This window comes from Curtobacterium sp. MR_MD2014 (assembly GCF_000772085.1).
GTDB lineage: Bacteria > Actinomycetota > Actinomycetes > Actinomycetales > Microbacteriaceae > Curtobacterium.
The window spans coordinates 2,965,379-2,986,833 of sequence record NZ_CP009755.1 but is presented as its reverse complement, the minus strand read 5'-3'; the positions used below and the strand labels follow the sequence as shown (position 1 = coordinate 2,986,833).

The window sequence follows — 21,455 nt, the reverse complement described above, 5'->3', positions numbered from 1 at the left end:
GACCCAGTGGGCGTCCGGTACGTTCGCTGACATGGGCTTCCAGATTTCGAAGGCGGTGATCCCGGCCGCAGGCCTGGGCACGCGCTTCCTCCCCGCGACCAAGGCGATGCCGAAGGAGATGCTCCCGGTCGTCGACAAGCCGGCGATCCAGTACGTGGTCGAGGAGGCCGTGGGCGCCGGGCTGACCGACGTGCTCATGATCACCGGGCGCAACAAGAACGCGCTCGAGAACCACTTCGACCACGTGGCCGAGCTCGAGGAGACCCTCAAGAAGAAGGGCGACCACGAGAAGCTGCAGAAGGTCAACCAGTCGACCGACCTCGCCGACATGCACTACGTCCGCCAGGGCGACCCGCTCGGCCTCGGCCACGCCGTGCTCCGCGCGAAGATGCACGTCGGCCGTGAGCCGTTCGCCGTGCTGCTCGGCGACGACATCATCGACGCCCGCGACCCGCTGCTCAAGCGCATGATCGAGGTCCAGGGCGAGAAGAACGCCACGGTCGTCGCCCTGCTCGAGGTCCCCGAGTCGCAGACCCACATGTACGGCATCGCCACGGTCGAGGAGACCGACACCGACGACGTCGTGAAGATCACCGGCCTGGTCGAGAAGCCCCCGCAGGGCGAAGCCCCGTCGAACCTGGCCATCATCGGTCGCTACGTCATCCGCCCCGAGGTCTTCGACGTCCTCGAGAAGCAGGAGCCGGGCAAGGGTGGCGAGATCCAGCTCACCGACGCGCTCATGAAGATGGCGGGCGCCGAGGAGTGGACCGGCGGCGTGTACGGCGTCGTGTTCCGTGGACGCCGGTACGACACCGGTGACAAGCTGGACTACATCAAGGCGATCGTGCAGCTCGCCTCGGACCGCGACGACCTCGGCCCCGACCTCAAGGCCTGGCTGAAGGACTTCAACGCGGGAGAGTAGCCACCCCGTCACGAACGGGTCCGGGGTCCGCCCCGGGCCCGTTCGTGCGTCCACCCGGTCGAGCGCCGGGCACCGGAGGAACCACAGCGATGACGACGATCCCGACCCTGTCCCACGGGCGGGTCACGATCCGGCCCCTCCGGCTCCGCGACACCCGTGACCTCGACGTCGCCCTCGCCACGAACCGCTCGTGGCTGCGGACGTGGGAGGCCACCAACCCCTCCGGACACGTCTCCACCGACGTCCGCGGCAGCATCCGGGCACTGCAGGCCAACGCCCGCGCCGGGCTCGGTCTGCCGTTCGCGATGGAGCTCGACGGTCGCTTCGTCGGCCAGCTCAACGTGTCCGGCATCACCTACGGCTCGCTCGCCAGTGCGTCCATCGGCTACTGGGTCGTCGAGGGGGCGGCCGGGCACAACGTCACGCCGATCGCGGTCGCGATGGCGGTCGACCACTGCTTCCGGGTCGTCGGCATCCACCGCATCGAGATCTGCATCCGTCCGGAGAACGCGCCGAGCCTGCGGGTCGTCGAGAAGCTCGGCTTCCGGTTCGAGGGCCTGCGCCGCCGGTACATCCACATCAACGGCGACTGGCGCGACCACTTCTGCTTCGCCCTCGTCGCGGAAGAGGTGCGCGAGGGAGTCCTCGACCGCTGGGTCGCCGGTCGCGTCCCGCACGGGGCGGGCAGCGTCCCGGCCTCCGCCCGTGAGGAGGCGGCGACCCCGCTCGACACCCGACCGCGCATCTGACGGTCGTCCCGTCGTCCTGTCACGTCGGCCTGGAGGCGCGACCCGCGTCCCACGGATTCGGTCGCGACTCGCGCAACACGCGTCCGGCAATGGGCGGTCCGGGGAACGCGCACCCCTACCGTGTCCCCATGGCAGGTATCGGCTCCTGGGGCGGCGGCATCGTCCTGCTCATCGCGGCCGTGCTCTGGGTCGTCTACCTCATGCCGTCGTGGGCGGCTCGTCGGCAGTACCTCGCGACCGAGCGGAACGCGATCCGGCTGCAGCAGACGCTGCGCATCCTCGCGCAGACCGCCGAGCTCCCCGACGAGGTCCGGGTCGAGATGAACGCGAAGTCCCTGGCCGAGGCGCAGCGCGTCGCCCGGTCGGAAGAAGCGAAGCGGGCCGCCATCGTCCGAGCGCACGAGGCCGCGCGGCAGCGTGAGATCACCCGGCGCCTCGCGGAGCAGCAGCCCCAGCTCGAGCGGGTGTCGTCCGTCCCCGCACTCACGGCCATGCGGATGCGCCGCTCCCGGCTCGGTGCGACCCTCTTCGGCGCGCTCGGTGTCCTCGTCGCGGCGGTCGTCTTCGTCGCGGCCCCGGGCGCCTGGCTCGTCGGTGTCGCCGGGCTCGTCGCCGCCGGTGGGTCCGCGGCGGTCCTGGCGCAGCTGCACCAGGTCGCCCAGGCGCGGAAGGCGCGTGCCGCGGCGGGCGCTGCGGCGGTGACCCGTGCCTCCCGGCCGTCGACCGCGTGGACGGACCCGGCACCGCCGCTGTCCACCGAGCAGCCCGCCGAGCCGACGCGCGACCGGAGCTGGACGCCGGCCAGCGTGCCGAAGCCCCTGTACGTCGAGCGCCCCGCGGCGCCCGCGCCGTCGCCGGAGTCGTCCGCCGAGCTCGCTGCCCGGCTGCGCGAGCGCGTGGCCGAGGCGAAGGCCGAGGCCGAGGCCGAGGCGGCTGCCATCCGGGCGGGGGAGACCGACCCGACGCTCGCGCGGGTGTCCCGGATGCGGTCCGACGTCGAGGAGGCCGCTGCGTCGCTCTCCGCCCACGACCAGGGCCGTCTGGCGGAGCGACTCGGGCTCCGTGCCCCGGCCGGGGAGGCGGCGCCGTCCCGCCCCGCCGGATCGCCTGCCGCCGGATCGCCTACCGCCGAGCCCGCCGTCGCCGCCGAGCCCGAGCAGTCGGCGACGCCGAGCCGCTGGGCCGGCATGGGGGTCATCGACGACGAGGCGTACCGGCAGACCGACCTCGACGCCGTCATGCGTCGGCGCCGCGCGGTCTGACACCGTCCGTGCGCGGCGCGCCCGGACGTGGCGGGCCGATTTCGGTTCGCGCTCCCGGTGGTGCTAGTGTGGTCGAGCACTTGGGGCTATGGCGCAGTTGGTAGCGCGTCTCGTTCGCAATGAGAAGGTCAGGGGTTCGAATCCCCTTAGCTCCACCAAGCAGCAGCGAAGGGCCACCCGATCGGGTGGCCCTTCGTCGTTCTCCCGTGCTGCGGCCCGCACACTGTGTCGCACGGTCCACAGCCGGGTCCCGGGGCTGTTGCCGCGCGCCCGCGCCACCTAGACTGCCGACCGTCCGCACCGGGCGCGGGACCAGCGCCGGGTCTCACCAGGGGGAGTCATCATCCGTACCAGCCGTCTGTTCACGGCCGTCGCGACCGTCGTCGTCGCCGCCGCAGCGCTCGCGTTCGCGGGTCCGACCTCGACCGCCTCCGCAGCGGTGAGCCCGACCGGAGTGGACGTCTCCTGGCCGCAGTGCGGCAGCCGGGTGCCGACCGGACAGGCGTTCGCGATCGTCGGGGTCAACGGGTCGCTCGGGAACACCACGAACCCGTGCCTCGACGAGCAGCTCGCCTGGGCAGCATCGTCGGTCGGGGGTTCCACGCAGCCGAAGACGCAGCTCTACGTGCTGTTCGCCAACCCGGGGCTGCAGGCGTCCGTGTGGCCGAAGTCGAACTCGTACCAGGGCACGACGCCCACCAACCGCTTCGGGAACTGTGGCACGAAGGGCGGCAAGCCGCAGCTCACCCTCGCGTGCTCGTTCATGTACGGGTACGCGCGCGGCTACGACGACGTCACGATCCGGGGCATCGATCGCCCGGCGGCGTACCGGTGGTGGATCGACGTCGAGGAAGGCCTGTCGCACCAGTCCGCGACCTCGCAGAACCGGGCAGCGCTCGAGGGCATGATCGCCGGGCTGAAGGCGGGCGGCGTCCGGACGATCGGGATCTACTCCACGCCGTCCCAGTGGAAGACCATCGCCGGGTCGGTCGGCAAGGACAGCATCCTGTACGGCCGGTCGAACTGGATCGCGCTCGGCCGGAGCACCATCACGAAGGCTCGCCAGGCGTGCTCGAGCACCCCCCTGTCCGGCGGGAAGATCGCGATGGTGCAGATCGAGGCGGCCTACGGCTCGGGGACGATCGACCGCGACGTCTCCTGCACCTGACGCTCAGCTCGGCACGCTGTCCGTCAGGACGCCGGCCTGCGCGAGCGACGTGTGGATCGCGTTCGCGGCCTGCTCGAACGCCCGGTTGCCGCGGGCCACGCCGAGCGCGCCGCCCTTGACCGCGGACCGGCCCGAGCCGCGGAGCAGTCGTGCGACGCTCCGGCCGTCGGGCGCGACCATCAGCTGCACGTCGAGCCGGGTGTGGAACGTCCGGTCGTTCAGGAGACCGCCGACGAGCAGGGTGAGGCCCAGGCTGCCGCGGGTCCCCAGCAGCGTGCCCTGGTCGCCGTCGGTGATCGTGTAGCCCTCGCGGACGAGGGCGTCACGGACGATCGTGCGGGTGGACTCGGGGTCGGCGGCGACGAAGAAGTCGTGGCTCTCGGGCATGTGCGGGTCGATCCTTCCGGTGGATGGTGTGCTGCCAGCGATCCTGCCGTACCGTCGCCTACCCTGGTCGGGTCATGACTGCCTCGTTCACGCGCCGTTCCCTGCTGTCGCTCGCCGGCGTCGCCGGCATCGGGGTCGCCGTCGCGGCCTGCTCCCGCGCCGACGACGCGTCGTCGGGCGCGACCACCCGCGCCGCCGACGGGCCGAGCGGCGCGTCGCCCGGGCCGTCGTCCTCCGGCTCGTCGAGCGCCCGCCCCGCGGCGACCGCGGTCGAGCCGGCGCAGGTGCCGCTCGCCGGTGGTGTCACGGTGACGGTCACGGGGACCGGCCTCGCCGCGGTGCAGGGGGTCACGGTCGGCGGGGTCGCGGCGCGGGACGTGCAGGCCTCGGCGACGACCGTGACCTTCACGGCGCCGCACCAGGCGATGTACACGGCGGGGTCGGCTGACGTCGCGCTCTTCACGTCGGCGATCGAGCCGAGCCCGTCGGCGAACCGGTCGTCGGACGGCAACGGCAGTGCCGCCAACGACGGGCAGGCCGGCGCCACGCAGGACCAGGCCACCGCGACGCCGACCCCGACGGCCGCGCCGGTCCCGGACGCCTCGACCGCGGTCGCGACGACCTCGGTGGCCTACGCGGCACTGACGGACGTCGACCGGCAGCTCGAGTACGCGATGCGGTACTGGGCGGACTACAACCTCGCCGAGTACGGCACGATGAACCCGATCGGCGGGGACTGCGCGAACTACGTCAGCCAGACGCTGATCGCCCGTGGGTGGGAACAGCGCGACGACTGGTACAGCCGGTCCGGCGGTGCGCAGCACAGCGCCACGTGGACGTACTGCCCGGCGATGGACCCGTGGATGACGGCGAACGCGGCGACCTTCGGGTTGACGCGACGCTCCCTCGACGAGCGCAGCAAGGTCAAGGTCGGCGACATCGTGTTCTACGACTGGAACGACAACCGATCGCCCGACCACGTGACGATCGTGTCCGAGGTGTTCACGGAGCCCGACGGCACGATCCGCATCAAGTCGGCGAGCCACAACCAGGACGGGCCCTACCGCGACCTGGACGAGATGATCACCGTGCAGCACCCCGGCGGCACGGCCTGGTTCCACACGTTCGACGCGTAGCGGCGACGCGGCGCGGTCACCCGCCCTGCCGCCCCGTCGGCGCCGGTCGGCGCCGGTCCCGCGGGCCGATCGCGTTGCGCCGGCGCCGGTCATGCCGGCCGATCGCGTCGCGCCGGCGCCGGTCGTGCCGGCCGATCGCGTTGCGCCGGCGCCGGTCGTGCGCACAACCGGGAGCACCTCGCGCCACGTGATCACGTGGCGCGAGGTGCTCGCCGTTGTGCGGCGGCATCCGACACCGCGTTCCGACAGGCCGCCGCGACGCGACGCCGCGCCCCCGCCCCGGCCGCCGCGCCGACGCTCAGGGGTACCCGAGGAACCAGAGCAGCACGATCGCGACGGGCTGCAGGCACACCCCGACGACCAGCCACACGGTCGTCCGTCGCCGCGTTCCCGTGAACACGTCGGCCCCGAGCAGCGGTGCCGTCGGCATCAGCAGGCGCGGCAGGCTCTGCTGCGGCAGGAACACGGCCACCAGGTACAGCGCGTACGCCGCGGTGAACGATACGACGTCGACGCCGAGCGCCCGTACGCCCGGTCGGGTCCAGGACCACACCGCCCCGGCGAGGACCACGACCACGAGCACGACGCCGAGCGGGCCGAGCCACGTGGAGGCCATCGTGAACCACGGCGTGAGCGGCGCGAAGTGCTGCCGGCCGACGAACCCGACCCACCACGACAGCTCGGTCGCGAGGTACGCGTCCGGCCGTCCGGTCGCCGCCGTCGCCACGACGGGCCACGCCAGCCCCGCCGCCGCGACCCCGAGCCCCGCGAGGACGATCGCCACGGCGTCCCGCACCGGCAGCGCCCGGCGCTCCCGGACGACCCGCACGACCAGGTGCACCGCGAGGGCCACCGCGAGCGCGAGCACCCCCGGCTTCGTGAACGCCGCGACCAACCCGAGCGGCAGCACGAGCCAGTACCGCCGGCGCACCAGGGCGAGCAGTGCGCCGAAGAGCAGCAGCAGGAAGGTGCTCTCGGCGTACGCCACCTGCAGCAGGAACCCCGTCGGCGCGAACGCGAAGAGCGCCGTCGCCCGGGTCGCCCGCCGCTCGTCGGTCACCGCGCGCACCAGGCGCCAGAGCACGATGCACGTGCCGGCCCCGGCGAGCGTGGCGACGAGCACGCCGGCGGCCCAGAAGGACCCGCCGACCAGTGGCTGGACCAGCCGTGCCACCGCCGGGAACACCGGCAGGAAGGCCCACGGGTTCGGCAGCACGTGACCCGCCGCGTCGGTGGGCAGCGTCGTCGGGTAGCCGTGCTCGGCGATGGTCCGGTAGAACGACGCGTCCCACGACCCGAGGAACGCCGTGAACGTCCCCTCGCGTCGGACCGACGCGAACCGCCACCCGTGCGCGGTGGCGAGCAGCCAGACCGTGAGCAGCAGGACGGTGCTGACCACGCGGGAAGCCAGCCACACGACGAGCGGAGCGGTCCACCCGCCGTGCCGTCCCTCCAGGCCGACCGTGAGCAGACGACGGACGCGGGACGGCAGCCCCGGCCGGGAGGCACGGGTCGTCTCCGCCAGGTCGGTCACCGCCCGAGTCTCCCATCTCCGCAGCCGCCGCCCGCTGTCCGGTCACCGCACCTCCAGGATCCGTCCGGGCGACGGGCGTTGCATCGGGCACGTTCCCTGGAAACCACCAACAGGAGGAAGCATGCCCTTCGTCACCGTCGGCGCCGAGAACGGCCACGACATCGAGCTCCACTACGACGACCTCGGCGCGGGCGACCCGGTCGTCCTGATCCACGGCTGGCCGCTGTCCGGCCGCTCGTGGGAGGGCCAGGTCCCGGCACTCGTCGAGGCCGGTCACCGGGTCATCGCCTACGACCGCCGCGGGTTCGGGCAGTCGTCGCAGCCGTGGGGCGGCTACGACTACGACACGTTCGCCGCGGACCTCGACAAGCTCATCACCGAGCTCGACCTGACGAACGTCACCCTCATCGGGTTCTCGATGGGCGGCGGCGAGCTCGCGCGCTACGTCTCGACCTACGGCACCGCGAAGATCAAGAAGCTCGTCTTCGCCAGCGCGGTGCCGCCGTACCTGTGGAAGTCGGACGACAACGCGGACGGCGCGGTCGACCAGGACCTCGCCGACTGGTTCGCGAACGGCATCACGGGCGACCGTCCGGCGTTCCTGCACCAGTTCGTCGACATGTTCTACACGCCGGGCGGCGAGCCGGGTCTGCTCAAGAAGCCGCTCGTCAGCGAGGACCAGCGCGCCTACGACCTGGCGATCGCCGAGCTCGCCTCGCCGAAGGGCACGCTCGACTGCACCACGGCGTTCGCGACGACGGACTTCCGCGACGACCTGACGAAGGTCGACGTCCCGACGCTCGTCATCCACGGCGACGCCGACGGGATCGTGCCGTTCGAGGCGTCCGGTCAGCGCACCGCGGCGGCCATCCCGAACGCGCAGACCCACGTCATCGAGGGTGGCCCGCACGGCGTGCTCGCCTCGCACAAGGACGAGTGGAACGAGGCGGTCCTGCGCTTCCTGGCGTCCTGACCTCCCCGCTCCGCAAGACGCAACGTGGGCGGTTCCTCGCAGCGGTGTACCGCTGCGCAGGACCGCCCACGTTGCGTTCCGCGGGTCGCCGGTGCCGGGCGCGGCCTCAGCGCCCGGTGACCGCGGCGCGGATGCGCTCGATCGGGACCTTCGGGGTGCGGTCGGCGTTCAGCAGGCCGTTCGTCTCCTGCATCGTGTCCGTCAGCTGCGTCCAGCACGACCCGGCCAGGAACGAACTCGCCCGGACGCCGTCGTAGAGCGCCGAGATCCGCGCCACCCAGTCGTCGCCGTCGACGGCCGAGGTGTAGCCCCACCCGTCCTCGCGCTTCGCCCCGGGCTGGAAGTCCACGCCGCCGAACTCCGTCAGCATGACCGGCTGCCCCTGGTCCGTCGCGCCGCCCACCAGGATCCGACGATCAGCGGGCCCGCGCCCACCGAGCAGTGCCGTCCGTGCGGCGTCGTCGGTGTAGGTCGCGGCGAGCCGGGGACCGTCGCCCTCGTAGTCGTGCACGGTGACGATGTCGGAGTTCGTGTGCTCCCAGCCGTCGTTCGAGACCACCGGCCGGGTGGGGTCGAGCGCCCGGGTGACGTCGGCGAGTGATCGGGCGTAGGCCTGCTGCGCCGGGTCCGTCGCGATGTGCTGCACGCCCCAGCTCTCGTTCGCCGGCACCCAGGTGACGATGGACGGGTGCGAGGCGTCGCGTTCGACGGCGTCCATCCACTCCCGCACGAGCCGCTGCACGGCGAGCGGGGAGAACGCGTACGCGCCGGGTGCCTCGCCCCAGACGAGCAGCCCCAGCCGGTCCGCCCAGTACAGGAACCGCGGGTCCTCGATCTTCTGGTGGTTCCGCGCGGCGGTGAAGCCGAGCTCCTTGATGAGCTCGACCTCGCGGCGCAGGGCCTGCCGTGACGGTGCTGCGAGGTGCGACTCCGGCCAGTAGCCCTGGTTGAGGACACTGCGGACGTCGTAGGCGCGGCCGTTCAGCAGGAAGGCGCCGCCGTCGATGCCCACGGTGCGGACGCCGAAGTACGACGACACGGCGTCCAGGGGCACGTCGCCCCCGGCCGGCAGCAGCGTGACGACCGCGTCGACCAGGCGCGGGGTCTCGGGGGACCACACCAGCTCGTCCTCGGCCTGACCGTTCTGCTGCCGGGCGACGGGCACGACGACCTCGACCTCGTGCGCGGTCACGGGCACGACCGTCTCGACGGTCGCCAGGTCCTCGTCGCCCTCGGACCAGTGCGCCGCGACGCGGACCCGCGCGCCGGCGGGGCGCTCCCCGGCGAGCCGGACGGTCAGCCGCACCGTCGCGTGGTCGACGTTCGTCCAGCGCAGGGCCCCGATCGACGCGGTCGGCACGGCCTCGAGCCAGACGGTCTGCCAGATCCCGGTCGTGCGGCGGTACCAGATGGCGTGCGGGTGCTCGTGCCAGTCCTGCTTGCCGCGCGGCTGGGTGACGTCGTGGGGGTCGTCCTCGGCGCGGACGACCAGGGTGTGCGTCGCGTCCGGCTCGGTGCCGAGCGCCTCGGTCACGTCGAGCGTGAAGGGGGTGTGTCCGCCCTCGTGCTCGCCGATGAACTGCCCGTCGACCCAGACCCGCGCGCGGTGGTCGACGGCGCCGAAGTGCAGCAGGAGCCGGGGTGCCGCGTCGCCGTACCCGGCGGCGTCGAGCTCGGCGCGCGTGATCGTCCGGGCGTACCAGACCACGGGGTGGAACCCGGGCTCGTCGATGCCCGACGCCGGCGACTCGGGTGGGAACGGCACCGTGATGTCCCGGGCGTCCGGGAACCCGGAGCGCCAGGTCGGGTCGTCGCCCGTGTTCCGGAACGACCACGTCCCGTCGAGGTCGGCCCACGCGCCGCGCAGCATCTGCGGTCGGGGGTACGAGCCGTCCTGGTCGGAGGCGCGAGGGAGCGGGGGCAGGAGGGCGGCGACGGTGCCGTCGAGCGAGGTCATGCGTCCATGCTCGCCGCTCCGTACATCGTTGTAAAGCGGTGCGGGCCAACCGGTGCGGGCCAACCGGTGCGCCACGACTCGGGGCGCGCCCCGGGACCGGCGCGTACCGTTCGCTGCATGAGCGCCGAGGCACCCGAGCACGTCGACGACCGCACGCTGGAGGGCTGGATCGCACGCCAGCGCTGGTACGCCGCGAAGGGTGGGACCCCGGCGCTGCACACCATCGCCGAGACCGACGGCACGCGGTTGGTCCTCGACGACGCCGCGACCGGGCCCGTCCTCTACCAGGTGCCGGTCGTCGCGGGCCCCGGCGGAGGAGCCGTCGACCCGGTCGACGCCACCACCGACACCGACTGGGTGCAGCAGCTCGCGGCGCGCATCGACGCCGACCCCTCGAGCCTCCGGCCGATCGGCGAGGTCACCGCGTCCCGGGTGCTGTCCGGCGAGCAGTCGAACACCTCCGTCATCTGCGACACCGCGTCCGGTGACCGGGTCATCACCAAGGTCTTCCGGGTGCTCCACCACGGTGACAACCCCGACGTCACCACGCAGCTCGCACTCTCCGCCGCGGGCAGCTCCCGCGTGCCGACCGTGTACGGCGCCCAGCAGGCGAGCTGGCCCGACCCCGGCCGTCCCGACGGCACGGCCACCGGACACCTCGCGTTCGCCCAGGAGTTCCTGCCCGGCCTCGAGGACGCCTGGCGCGTGGCCCTCCGCGACGCCAGGACCGGCACCCCGTGGGACGAGCAGGCCGCCGCGCTCGGCGAGGCGCTCGCCGAGGTGCACCGCACGCTCGCCACCGCCCTGCCGACCGAGCCCGCCGACGATGCACGACGGGACGCTGCGATCGCGACGATGCGCGGCCGGCTCGACGCCGCCGTGCGCGAGGCCCCGACCGTCGAGCCGCACGTCGACGCGATCCGTGCCGTGTACGACCGTGCCGCCGCGTCGCACTGGCCGGACCTGCAGCGCATCCACGGTGACCTGCACCTCGGGCAGGTGCTCGCCGCGCCCGAGCCCCGAGGGTGGGTGTTCCTCGACTTCGAGGGCGAGCCGCTCCGCCCGCTCGCCGAGCGGTCGCTGCCCGACTCGACGCTCCGCGACGTCGCCGGGATGCTCCGGTCCTTCGACTACGTCGCCGGCGCGCTCGCGCACGACGCCGAGTTCGTCGACGCGGGTGCCTGGGCGCAGGCGGCACGGCAGGCGTTCCTCGACGGGTACCGCCGGGGGACCGGTGACGACCTGACCGACCACCGCGCACTGCTCGACGCGTTCGAGCTCGACAAGGCCGTGTACGAGGTGGTCTACGAGACGCGGAACCGGCCCGACTGGGCCGGCATCCCGCTGGCTGCGGTCGCGCGGCTGGCGGCGGACGGCGCGGCCTGATCCTCCGACCCCCGGCGTGACCCGCTGACGGACGGGAGGCGCGGTGCCGGCCGACACCGCGCCTCCCGTCCGTCACGTGGTGACGACGACCGTCGTCGTCAGTTGACGGGGCCCGTGTACTTCTCGCCCGGCCCCTTGCCCGGCGCGTCCGGGATGCTCGACGCCTCGCGGAACGCGAGCTGGACCGAGCGCAGTCCGTCGCGGAGCGGACGGGCGTGGTGGTCGCCGATCTCGGTGGCCGCTGCCGTCACGAGCCCGGCGAGGGCCGTGATGAGCTTCCGCGCCTCGTCGAGGTCGGTCTGCTCCTGCGGGTCGTCGGCGAGCCCCACCTTCACGGCGGCTGCGCTGAGCAGGTGCACGGCGACGGTGTTGATGAGCTCGACCGCGGGCACCTCGGCGATGTCGCGGGCCTCGCCGCCGGCTGCGGTCTCGTCCTGCGTGACCTGCGGGGTGTCGTTCTCGGGGGTGTCGGGCACGGTGCTCCTCTGCTAGACTCATCGGCGGCAGATGCTGCCCGTGTGCCCAGATCGTCTCCACAGGAGTCGGACCGAGCCCCGGACGGCGTCGTAGAAGAGGAGTCTCTCCCACCCGCGGCCGTGCACCACAGGCTACCGGGTCCCAACCGCTCCGCCGGGTCAGCAGTGCGATCGTCAGACCGCACCGCGTCCCGGCAGGCCAGCCCCGCGGGGCCGGTGTCGGGCGGCTGCCGAACGGGTTCCGATCCGTGCGTCAGATCTCCTCTCTCGTGCCGTCGTCCAGCGCAGCAGCGCCGGACGGCCACCACTTGATTGAAGGAGCTCCGCATCACCGATCCCCGCACCAACGACCGAATCCGCGTTCCCGAGGTCCGACTCGTCGGCCCCCAGGGTGAGCAGGTCGGCGTTGTCCCGATCGCCATGGCTCTGCGTCTCGCGCAGGAAGCCGAACTGGATCTGGTCGAGGTCGCCCCGAACTCGAAGCCGCCCGTGGCCAAGATCATGGACTACGGCAAGTTCAAGTACGAGGCAGCGCAGAAGGCCAAGGAAGCGCGCCGCAACCAGGTGAACACCGACCTCAAGGAGGTCCGGTTCCGCCTGAAGATCGACGTGCACGACTACGAGACCAAGCGCAAGCGCGCCGAGGGCTTCCTCCTCGGCGGCGACAAGGTGAAGGCGATGATCCTCTTCCGTGGGCGCGAGCAGTCGCGTCCGGAGCAGGGCGTCCGTCTCCTCCAGAAGTTCGCCGAGGAGATCGCCGAGTTCGGCGTCGTCGAGTCGCGTCCGACCCAGGACGGCCGCAACATGACGATGATCATCGCCCCCCTCAAGAACAAGTCCGACGTCAAGGGCGAGCAGAACGCGAAGCGTGCTGCGCAGAAGGCCGAGCGTCGTGCGTCGGAGCACGCGGCGAAGGGCAAGGAGGCCGACGAGGCCACCGAGTCCGCGCCGGCCGAGGCTCCCGCCGAATAGGTCCTCCCCGGACCACCCCGCGACGACGCGGCTCCCCACCCACCCCACGGAAAGGCACCACGATGCCCAAGCAGAAGACCCACTCCGGGTCGAAGAAGCGCTTCAAGGTCACCGGCAGCGGCAAGATCATGAAGCAGCAGGCCGGTATGCGTCACAACCTCGAGGTCAAGAGCGCCAAGCGCAAGGCCCGCCTCAACGAGGACCAGGTCCTCGCGAAGGCCGACGCCAAGAACGTCAAGAAGCTTCTCGGCCACTGAGCCGGCGGAACGTAAAGGAACAGATCAATGGCACGTGTCAAGAGAGCGGTCAACGCCGCCAAGAAGCGTCGCGTCATCCTCGAGCGCGCCGAGGGCTACCGCGGCCAGCGTTCGCGCCTGTACCGCAAGGCGAAGGAGCAGGTCACCCACTCCCTCGTCTACGCGTACCGTGACCGTCACGCGAAGAAGGGCGAGTTCCGTCGCCTGTGGATCCAGCGCATCAACGCCGCGTCGCGTGCGAACGGCCTGACCTACAACCGCCTCATCCAGGGCCTCTCCCTGGCCGGCGTCGAGGTCGACCGTCGCATCCTCGCGGACCTCGCGGTGAACAACCCCGAGACGTTCGCGGCGCTCGTCGAGACCGCCAAGAAGGCCCTGCCGGCCGACACCTCGGCCCCCAAGGCCGCGTAGTCACGCCAGCTCCCGAAGCCCCCGTTCCGTCCACGGAGCGGGGGCTTCGTGCATGCTGCGACACTTGACGCGTGAGCGATCTCCTCGAGAACCCGAAGTCCGGACGCGTCAAGGCCGTCGCGGCACTCGCCAAGAAGGACGTCCGTGCCGACACCGGACTCTTCCTGCTCGAGGGCCCGCAGGCCGTGCGCGAGGCGATCGAGTACCGCCCGGAGCTGCTCCGCGAGCTCTACGTGACGCCGACCGCCGCCGCACGGTACGGGCTCGACGACGCACCGGTCGACACGTGGTTCGTCACCGAGCAGGTGCTCGACACGATGGCGGACACCGTCACGCCGCAGGGGGTCGTCGCGGTGTGCCAGCAGTTCCCGACGTCGGTGAAGGACGTCTTCCCGGACGCCGGACCCGGCCTGGAGGCGCAGGGCGCGTCCGCCACGGACGGCACGCTGCCCGGGCTGGTCGCGATCCTCGAGCAGGTCCGGGACCCGGGGAACGCCGGCACGATCATCCGCGCCGCCGACGCGGCGGGCGCTGACGCGGTCGTGCTGACCGGTCGTTCGGTCGACCCCTACAACCCGAAGGTGGTGCGGTCCACCACGGGTTCGCTGTTCCACGTGCCGGTCTCGGTGGGCGTGACGCTCGCCGACGCCGTCACACGCGCGAAGGCCCTCGGGTACACGGTCCTCGCGGCCGACGTCTCCGGCGACGACCTGCCGGACGTCCGGGCCGACGGCATGCTCGACGGGCCGACCGCGTGGGTCTTCGGCAACGAGGCCCGGGGCCTCACATCCGAGGACCTGGCGCTCGTCGACCGGGCCGTGAAGGTCCCGATCTACGGTCGGGCCGAGTCGATGAACCTGGCGACGGCCGCGTCCGTCTGCCTGTACGAGTCGGCGTTCGCGCAGCGGGTGGCGTCCTCCTCCACAGCGCGCTGACCCGTCCTGCTCTTCCACCGTCCGTCCAGTGCAGGACGGCGGTATCCCGGGGGCCGGTAGGCTTGGGCCTCGTGTCAGAACACCTCGAGATCAGCGAAGCGGCCGTCGCCGACGCGGTCGACCGGGCCCTCGCCGCGGTCCGCGCGACGACGACCGTGGCCGAGCTGAAGCAGGCCAGGGCGGAGCACACGGGCGAGCAGTCGACGCTCGCGCGGATGAACGCGTCGATGCGCAGCGTGCCGAAGGAGCAGAAGGCCGAGGCCGGCAAGCTCGTCGGCCAGGCGCGCGGTCGGGTCAACGCCGCCGTCGCCGAGCAGGAGTCCGTCCTCGCCGAGGCCGAGGAACGCGCCCGGCTCGAGGCCGAGCGCGTCGACGTCACCGCACTGCCGGTCCGTCGGGCGCCGGGCTCCCGCCACCCGCTCTCGGTCCTCAACGAGACCGTCGCCGACATCTTCGTCGGCATGGGGTGGGAGGTGGCGGAGGGCCCCGAGCTCGAGCACGAGTGGTTCAACTTCGACGCGCTGAACTTCGACCCGGACCACCCCGCACGGGCGATGGCCGACACGATCTTCGTCGAGCCGGTCGACCGGCACCTGGTCATGCGCACGCACACCTCCCCGGTGCAGGTGCGCTCCCTGCTGTCCCGGGAGCTGCCGCTCTACGTGATCGCCCCGGGACGCGTGTACCGCGCGGACGAGCTCGACGCCACGCACCTGCCGGTCTTCACCCAGGTCGAGGGCATCGCGATCGACAAGGGCCTGACGATGGCGCACCTCCGCGGCACGCTCGAGCACTTCGCGCGCCAGGTCTTCGGCGCCGGGGCGCAGATCCGCCTGCGTCCGAACTACTTCCCGTTCACCGAGCCCAGCGCCGAGATGGACGTCTGGCAGCCGAACGCCAAGGGCGGCGCGCGGTGGGTCGAGTGGGGCGGCTGCGGCATGGTGAACCCCAACGTCCTGCGTGCGGCCGGCATCGACCCGGACGAGTACCAGGGCTTCGCGTTCGGGATGGGCATCGAGCGGACCCTGCAGTTCCGCAACGGCCTGAACGACATGCGTGACTTCCTCGAGGGCGACATCCGCTTCTCGCAGCAGTTCGGAACGGTGGTCTGATGCGCGTCCCACTCCGTTGGCTCGGCGAGTCCGTCGACCTGCCCGACGACGTCTCCCTCGAGCACGTCCACGCGGCCCTCGTGTCGGTGGGCTTCGAGGAAGAGGACGTCCACACCTACGACCTCACCGGCCCGATCGTCGTCGGCCGCGTGCTCGAGCGCGAGCCCGAGCCGCAGAAGAACGGCAAGACGATCAACTGGTGCCAGGTCGACGTGGGCGAGTCCGAGCCCCGCGGCATCGTCTGCGGTGCGCACAACTTCGACGTGGGCGACCTCGTCGTCGTGACGCTGCCCGGCGCCGTGCTGCCCGGGCCGTTCCCGATCGCCGCGCGCAAGACGTACGGCCACGTGTCCGACGGCATGATCGCCTCGGCCCGTGAGCTCGGCCTCGGCGACGAGCACGACGGCATCCTGCGCTTCGCCGACCTCGGCATGGACCCCGAGGTCGGGGCCGACGCGATCGCGCTGCTCGGCCTCGACGACGCCGCGGTCGAGATCAACGTGACGCCGGACCGCGGGTACGTGATGAGCATGCGCGGCGTCGCCCGCGAGTACGCGCACGCCACCGGTGCCGGCTTCCGCGACCCGGCGGCGCGTGTGACGCCCCGCTCGGGCGAGGGGTTCCGCGTCACGATCGACGACCGGGCCCCGGTCCGCGGCCGTGTCGGCGCGCGCACCTTCGTCACCCGCGTCGTCCGTGGCATCGACCCGACCCGGACGACCCCGGCGTGGATGGTCTCCCGCCTGGCGCTGGCCGGCGTCCGCTCGATCTCGCTGCCCGTCGACATCACGAACTACGTCATGTTCGAGCTCGGCCAGCCCCTGCACGGCTACGACCTGGCGAAGGTCCGCGGTGGCCTCGGCGTGCGTCGCGCGGCGGTGGGGGAGACCCTCGTCACCCTCGACGACACGACCCGCGCGCTCGACCCCGAGGACCTCGTCATCACCGACGACGACGGCCCCGTCGGTCTCGCCGGCGTGATGGGCGGTGCACGCACCGAGATCTCGGACACGACGACCGACGTGCTGATCGAGGCCGCCGGCTTCGACCAGGTATCGATCGCCCGGACGGCCCGCCGGCACAAGCTGCCGAGCGAGGCCTCGAAGCGCTTCGAACGCGGGGTCGACCCGCTCGTGGCCGAGGCCGCTGCGAACCGTGCCGTCGAGCTCCTCGTCGAGCTCGCGGGCGGCACGGCGGACACCCTCGGCTCCACGCTCGTCGACGCCGAGCCCCGCCCGACGATCACGATGCGGGCGTCGCGGCCTGCCGACCTCGTCGGTGTCGAGTACACCGACGCCGAGGTCATCGACACGCTGCGCGCCATCGGTGCGACGGTGGACGTCGACGGCGAGGTGCTCGTCGTCACGCCGCCGTCCTGGCGACCGGACCTGACCGACGACACCACCCTGGTCGAGGAAGTGGCCCGCATCGTCGGCTACGACCGCATCCCGAGCGTGCTGCCGATCGCCCCGCCCGGACGCGGTCTGACCCGGCACCAGCAGGCCCGTCGGCGCGTGTCCGCCGCCCTCGCAGCGGACGGCCTCGTCGAGGTCGTCACCGCGCCGTTCGTCTCGCAGACCACGCAGGACGCCTACCCGGGCATCGACGGCGACGGTGGTCCGAGCGTCGTGCTCGCGAACGCGCTGGACAGCGAGCAGTCGCTGCTCCGTCGCAGCGGGCTCCCCGCGCTCGTCGACGCCGCCCGCCGCAACGTGTCCCGCGGCCTCGTCGACGTCGCCCTGTACGAGACCTCGCGCGTGTTCCTGCCGACGACGGACGTGCAGCTCGGCACCGACGCCGTGCCCGCCGGCGCCGAGCGGCCCGACCCCGACACCCTCGGTGTGCTCGACGCGTCGCTCCCGCCGCAGCCGTTCCACGTCTCGGCGTTGCTGACCGGCAACCGCGTCGTGAAGCAGCCCGGCGTGCAGCCGGAGCCCTACGGCATCGCGGACGCGCTCGACGTCGCCCGGGCCGTCGCCTGGGCGGTCGGTGTGGAGCTCCGGGTCGCACAGACGAGCCACCCGTCCCTGCACCCGGGGCGTGCGGCCGCGCTGCTCGTCGGTGACACCGTCGTCGGTGTCGCCGGTGAGCTGCTGCCCGTCCTCACCGAGGCCGCGGTGCTGCCGCGCGTCGTCGCCGTCGTCGAGCTCGACCTCGACGCCCTGGTCGCCGCGGCACCGGAGCTCGTGTCGGTGGCGCCGATCGTGTCCTACCCGGCGGCGACGCAGGACCTCTCCCTCGTGGTCGCGGTCGACGTCCCGGCGGGTGACGTGCTGGAGGTCGTCCGCTCTGGCGCCGGAGAGCTGCTGGAGTATGCTCGGCTCGTGGACGACTACCGGGGCAGGGGCGTGGACGAGGGACAGAAGTCCCTGACGTTCGCGCTGCGCTTCCGCGCCACGGACCGCACGCTGACCGCTGCCGAGGCCTCCGAGGCCCGTGACGGCGCCGTCCGACGTGCCGGCGAGCGATTCGGGGCGACCCTGCGCGACTGATCCACCGGATCAGCACCGCCCGGGGCCGCCGCCTCCGACTCTCTCGACGACCAGTCCGACCAAAGGTGGAACCCATGTCCGTATCCGTCGCCGTGGCGGGAGCCTCCGGCTACGCGGGCGGAGAGCTCCTGCGCGTGCTCGCCGCCCACCCAGAGTTCGACGTCAGGACGGTGACGGCCTTCTCGAACGCGGGGCAGCCGCTCATCGCGACGCAGCCGCACCTGCGGTCGCTGGCACACCTGACGCTGGTCGAGACGACGGCGGCGACCCTGCGCGGACACGACGTGGTGTTCCTCGCGCTGCCGCACGGGCAGTCCGGGGCGATCACCGCCGAGCTCGACGAGGACACCCTCGTCGTCGACTGCGGCGCGGACCACCGGCTCACGGACCCGGCTGCGTGGGACGCGTTCTACGGCGGCGAGCACCACGGCGCGTGGACCTACGGCCTGCCGGAGCTGCTGCACGCCGCGCCGGCGCCCGGGACGGCGGAGGAGTGGCGGGACGTCGACGACATCGCGGGCCTCGGGCGGCAGCGCACCGAGCTCGCGGCGACGAAGCGGATCGCGGTGCCGGGCTGCAACGTCACGGCGGTGACGCTCGGGATCCAGCCGGGTGTCCAGGCCGGGCTCGTCGAGACGGACGACCTCGTCGCGGTGCTGAGCGTCGGGCCGAGCGGAGCCGGCAAGAAGCTCGCGACGACCTACCTCGCCTCGGAGATCATGGGCTCCGCGAGCGCCTACGCGGTCGGCGGCACCCACCGGCACATCCCGGAGATCCAGCAGAACCTCGTGGCAGCGGGGGCCGGTGACGTCCGGATCTCGTTCACGCCCGTGCTCGTGCCGATGTCGCGCGGCATCCTCGCGACGACGACCGCCAGGCTCTCGCCCGGGGTCAGCGCGCGCGACGTCCGGATCGCCTGGGAACAGGCCTACGCCGACGAGCCCTTCGTGCACCTGCTCCCGGAGGGCGAGTTCCCCCGCACCGCGGACACCGTCGGCGCGAACACCGCGCTCGTCGGCATCGCCGTGGACGAGGCCGCGGGCCGGGTGGTCGCCGTGAGCGCCCTCGACAACCTGGCCAAGGGCACCGCCGGCGCGGCCGTGCAGTCGGCCAACATCGCCCTGGGCTTCCCCGAGACCCTCGGCCTCAGCGTGGACGGAGTCGCACCGTGACCGACGAGACCTCGACGGACCAGCCCGACACGGGCCTCCAGGGCGTGACCGCCGCTGCGGGCTTCCGCGCGGCCGGCGTCACCGCCGGACTCAAGACGAGCGGGAAGCCCGACGTCGCCCTCGTGGTGAACGACGGCCCCGACGCGACCGCGGCCGCCGTGTTCACCAGCAACCGCGCCCAGGCGCACCCGGTGATCTGGTCGCGCCAGGTCGTCGGCGACGGTGTCGCCCGGGCCGTGGTGCTCAACTCCGGCGGCGCGAACTGCTTCACCGGACCCTTCGGCTTCCAGACCACGCACATGACGGCGGAGGCGGTGGGTGCCGCGCTCGGCATCGGTGCCGGCGACGTCGTCGTCTGCTCGACGGGCCTGATCGGCCGCGGTGACCAGACGTTCCGTGACGGCGTGCTGCGCGGTGTCGACCTGGCCAGCGCCGCGCTGGCGGCCGACGGCGGCCCCGACGCTGCGGTCGCGATCATGACCACGGACACGACGCCGAAGCAGTCCGTCGTGACCGAGGACGGCTGGACGGTCGGCGGCATGGCCAAGGGCGCCGGCATGCTGTCCCCCGGGCTCGCGACGATGCTCGTCGTCATCACGACCGACGCCGTGCAGACCGCGGAGCAGCTCGACCAGGCGCTCCGCGCGGCGACCCGCGTGACCTTCGACCGCGTCGACTCGGACGGCTGCATGTCGACCAACGACACCGTCGTGCTGCTGTCCTCCGGTGCGAGCGGGGTGACCCCCGAGGTCGGCGACTTCCAGGAGGCACTGACCGCGGTGTGCGCGGACCTCGCCCGGCAGCTCCAGCAGGACGCCGAGGGCGCGAGCCACGACATCACGATCGAGGTCACCGGCGCGGTGTCCGAGGACGAGGCCGTCACGGTCGGGCGCAGCGTCGCCCGGAACAACCTGTTCAAGGCCGCGGTCTTCGGCAACGACCCGAACTGGGGCCGCGTGCTGGCGGCGATCGGGACCACCGACGCCGAGTTCGACCCGTACGCGGTCGACGTCAGCATGAACGGCGTCCGCGTCTGCCACGCCGGTGCCCCGGACCGGCCGATCGACGAGGTCGACCTGACGCCGCGCGACACCCACGTCCTGATCGAGCTCGGGGTCGGCGTGCACGCGGCGACGATCCTGACGAACGACCTGACGCACGACTACGTCCACGAGAACAGCGCGTACTCCAGCTGATGAGCGACGACCTGACCAAGGAAGAAGAGCACGAGCTCGCCGCCGTCAAGGCCGCGACGCTCATCGAGTCCCTGCCGTGGCTGAAGCGGTTCTCGGGCAAGACCGTCGTCGTGAAGTTCGGCGGCAACGCCATGGTGAACGACGACCTGAAGCGGGCGTTCGCCGAGGACATGGTCTACCTGCGCTACGCGGGACTCCACCCGGTCGTGGTGCACGGCGGTGGGCCGCAGATCTCGGCGGCGCTGAAGGAACAGGGCATCGCGTCCGAGTTCCGCGGTGGCTACCGCGTGACGACGACCGAGGCGATCACGGTCGTCCGCGACGTGCTCGCCGGCGAGGTCAACCGCGAGATCGTCGACCTCGTCAACGAGCACGGTGACGGTCTGGCCGTCGGCGTCTCCGGCGACGGCGGCTCGCTGTTCACCGGTGAGAAGAAGGGCGTCGTCGTCGACGGCGAGTACTTCGACCTCGGCCACGTCGGTGACATCACGCACGTCGACCCGTCCGACGTCCTCGCGGCGATCGAGGCCGGACGCATCCCGATCGTGTCGAGCATCGCGATCGACGACGCCCACCCGGACCAGGCGCTGAACGTCAACGCCGATGCCGCGGCCGGTGCGCTGGCCATCGCGCTCGGTGCCGCCAAGCTCATGATGCTGACGGACGTCCCCGGCCTCTACCGCAACTGGCCGGACCGCGACTCGATCATCGACCTGATCGCGGTCGACGAGCTCCGGGCGCTGCTGCCGAGCCTCGAGTCGGGGATGATCCCGAAGATGACCGCGTGCCTCGACGCCGTGGTCGGCGGGGTCGGCGGCGCGACGATCATCGACGGGCGGATCCCGCACTCGATCCTGCTCGAGGTCTTCACCCTGCGCGGTGCGGGCACCGAGGTGATCCCGGACCCGAGCCGTCGCACCGAGAACCAGAACACCCACGCCGAGGTCGGCCGACGGGT

19 protein-coding genes, 1 tRNA gene and 1 pseudogene are annotated in these 21,455 nt (G+C 72.4%); 17 read left to right on the top strand and 4 right to left on the bottom strand.

The annotated features are described in order from the left end of the window. Window positions 1-31: 31 nt before the first annotated feature. From galU to NI26_RS13785, 5 genes are all read left to right on the top strand, one after another. Window positions 32-922, top strand: coding sequence for a UTP--glucose-1-phosphate uridylyltransferase GalU (gene galU / locus NI26_RS13805; RefSeq protein ID WP_066656448.1), 891 nt, complete (start codon window positions 32-34; stop codon window positions 920-922). 89 nt (window positions 923-1,011) lie between these two features. After that, window positions 1,012-1,671: a GNAT family N-acetyltransferase gene (locus NI26_RS13800; protein WP_066656446.1), complete on the top strand. Its 660-nt coding sequence runs from the start codon at window positions 1,012-1,014 to the stop codon at window positions 1,669-1,671. A 128-nt stretch (window positions 1,672-1,799) separates the two neighbouring features. Next, a complete protein-coding gene (locus NI26_RS13795) occupies window positions 1,800-2,933 on the top strand; it encodes a hypothetical protein (RefSeq protein WP_144411380.1) in 1,134 nt (377 codons plus the stop codon). 82 nt (window positions 2,934-3,015) lie between these two features. Further along, a tRNA-Ala gene (locus tag NI26_RS13790) sits at window positions 3,016-3,091 on the top strand. 281 nt (window positions 3,092-3,372) lie between these two features. Next, window positions 3,373-4,101, top strand: a complete 729-nt coding sequence (locus NI26_RS13785) for a hypothetical protein (protein ID WP_235426379.1) — start codon at window positions 3,373-3,375, stop codon at window positions 4,099-4,101. A gap of 3 nt (window positions 4,102-4,104) precedes the next feature. Here the strand turns inward: NI26_RS13785 and NI26_RS13780 are convergent, their stop codons facing one another. Further along, window positions 4,105-4,488 (bottom strand): hypothetical protein, encoded by a 384-nt coding sequence (locus tag NI26_RS13780; RefSeq protein WP_066656438.1) that lies wholly within the window; start codon window positions 4,486-4,488, stop codon window positions 4,105-4,107. Between the two features lie 74 nt (window positions 4,489-4,562). Between NI26_RS13780 and NI26_RS13775 the strand changes: the two genes are divergently transcribed. After that, a complete protein-coding gene (locus NI26_RS13775) occupies window positions 4,563-5,624 on the top strand; it encodes an amidase domain-containing protein (protein WP_066656435.1) in 1,062 nt (353 codons plus the stop codon). 298 nt (window positions 5,625-5,922) lie between these two features. On the opposite strand, the gene NI26_RS13770 is transcribed toward NI26_RS13775, so the two are convergent. Further along, window positions 5,923-7,158 carry a glycosyltransferase family 39 protein gene (locus NI26_RS13770; protein WP_144411379.1) on the bottom strand — a complete coding sequence of 412 codons (1,236 nt, stop codon included), beginning with the start codon at window positions 7,156-7,158 and terminating at the stop codon, window positions 5,923-5,925. 121 nt (window positions 7,159-7,279) lie between these two features. Between NI26_RS13770 and NI26_RS13765 the strand changes: the two genes are divergently transcribed. Continuing rightward, window positions 7,280-8,131, top strand: coding sequence for an alpha/beta fold hydrolase (locus NI26_RS13765; protein ID WP_066656433.1), 852 nt, complete (start codon window positions 7,280-7,282; stop codon window positions 8,129-8,131). Window positions 8,132-8,237: 106 nt separating this feature from the next. Here the strand turns inward: NI26_RS13765 and NI26_RS13760 are convergent, their stop codons facing one another. Continuing rightward, window positions 8,238-10,088 (bottom strand): glycoside hydrolase family 2 protein, encoded by a 1,851-nt coding sequence (locus tag NI26_RS13760; RefSeq protein WP_066656431.1) that lies wholly within the window; start codon window positions 10,086-10,088, stop codon window positions 8,238-8,240. 117 nt (window positions 10,089-10,205) lie between these two features. On the opposite strand from NI26_RS13760, the gene NI26_RS13755 reads away from it, so the two are divergent. Next, window positions 10,206-11,474: a phosphotransferase gene (locus NI26_RS13755; protein WP_066656429.1), complete on the top strand. Its 1,269-nt coding sequence runs from the start codon at window positions 10,206-10,208 to the stop codon at window positions 11,472-11,474. Window positions 11,475-11,572: 98 nt separating this feature from the next. Here NI26_RS13755 and NI26_RS13750 read toward each other — a convergent pair whose 3' ends face one another. After that, window positions 11,573-11,875: a DUF1844 domain-containing protein gene (locus tag NI26_RS13750; RefSeq protein ID WP_066658711.1), complete on the bottom strand. Its 303-nt coding sequence runs from the start codon at window positions 11,873-11,875 to the stop codon at window positions 11,573-11,575. Window positions 11,876-12,262: 387 nt separating this feature from the next. Here NI26_RS13750 and infC point away from each other — a divergent pair, with 387 nt between their 5' ends. The 9 genes and pseudogenes from infC to argB all read left to right on the top strand — a co-directional run. Then, complete coding sequence (gene infC, locus NI26_RS13745; RefSeq protein WP_081985092.1) at window positions 12,263-12,922, top strand: translation initiation factor IF-3; 660 nt, start codon at window positions 12,263-12,265, stop codon at window positions 12,920-12,922. A 62-nt stretch (window positions 12,923-12,984) separates the two neighbouring features. Continuing rightward, window positions 12,985-13,179 carry a 50S ribosomal protein L35 gene (rpmI, locus tag NI26_RS13740; protein WP_022903519.1) on the top strand — a complete coding sequence of 65 codons (195 nt, stop codon included), beginning with the start codon at window positions 12,985-12,987 and terminating at the stop codon, window positions 13,177-13,179. A 27-nt stretch (window positions 13,180-13,206) separates the two neighbouring features. Then, window positions 13,207-13,590, top strand: coding sequence for a 50S ribosomal protein L20 (rplT, locus tag NI26_RS13735; RefSeq protein WP_066656427.1), 384 nt, complete (start codon window positions 13,207-13,209; stop codon window positions 13,588-13,590). A gap of 71 nt (window positions 13,591-13,661) precedes the next feature. Continuing rightward, window positions 13,662-14,525 carry a TrmH family RNA methyltransferase gene (locus NI26_RS13730; RefSeq protein WP_066656424.1) on the top strand — a complete coding sequence of 288 codons (864 nt, stop codon included), beginning with the start codon at window positions 13,662-13,664 and terminating at the stop codon, window positions 14,523-14,525. 71 nt (window positions 14,526-14,596) lie between these two features. Further along, entirely contained in the window at window positions 14,597-15,637 is a 1,041-nt protein-coding gene (gene pheS, locus NI26_RS13725) for a phenylalanine--tRNA ligase subunit alpha (protein ID WP_066658706.1), read from the top strand. Further along, on the top strand, window positions 15,637-18,129 hold the full coding sequence (gene pheT, locus NI26_RS13720; RefSeq protein ID WP_066656421.1) for a phenylalanine--tRNA ligase subunit beta: 2,493 nt from the start codon (window positions 15,637-15,639) through the stop codon (window positions 18,127-18,129). Before pheS ends, pheT begins: the two co-directional genes overlap by 1 nt. Window positions 18,130-18,203: 74 nt before the next feature. Continuing rightward, the gene (locus tag NI26_RS13715) at window positions 18,204-19,301 is read left to right on the top strand and encodes an N-acetyl-gamma-glutamyl-phosphate reductase (RefSeq protein ID WP_066656418.1); all 1,098 of its coding nucleotides are present in this window, start codon (window positions 18,204-18,206) and stop codon (window positions 19,299-19,301) included. Further along, on the top strand, window positions 19,298-20,497 hold the full coding sequence (gene argJ / locus NI26_RS13710; protein ID WP_200884114.1) for a bifunctional glutamate N-acetyltransferase/amino-acid acetyltransferase ArgJ: 1,200 nt from the start codon (window positions 19,298-19,300) through the stop codon (window positions 20,495-20,497). The genes NI26_RS13715 and argJ overlap by 4 nt, the downstream gene beginning before the upstream one ends. Beyond that, window positions 20,497-21,399: pseudogene (gene argB / locus NI26_RS13705) on the top strand (acetylglutamate kinase); the annotation flags it as partial. The gene argJ and the pseudogene argB, both read left to right, overlap by 1 nt. Window positions 21,400-21,455: the final 56 nt, after the last annotated feature.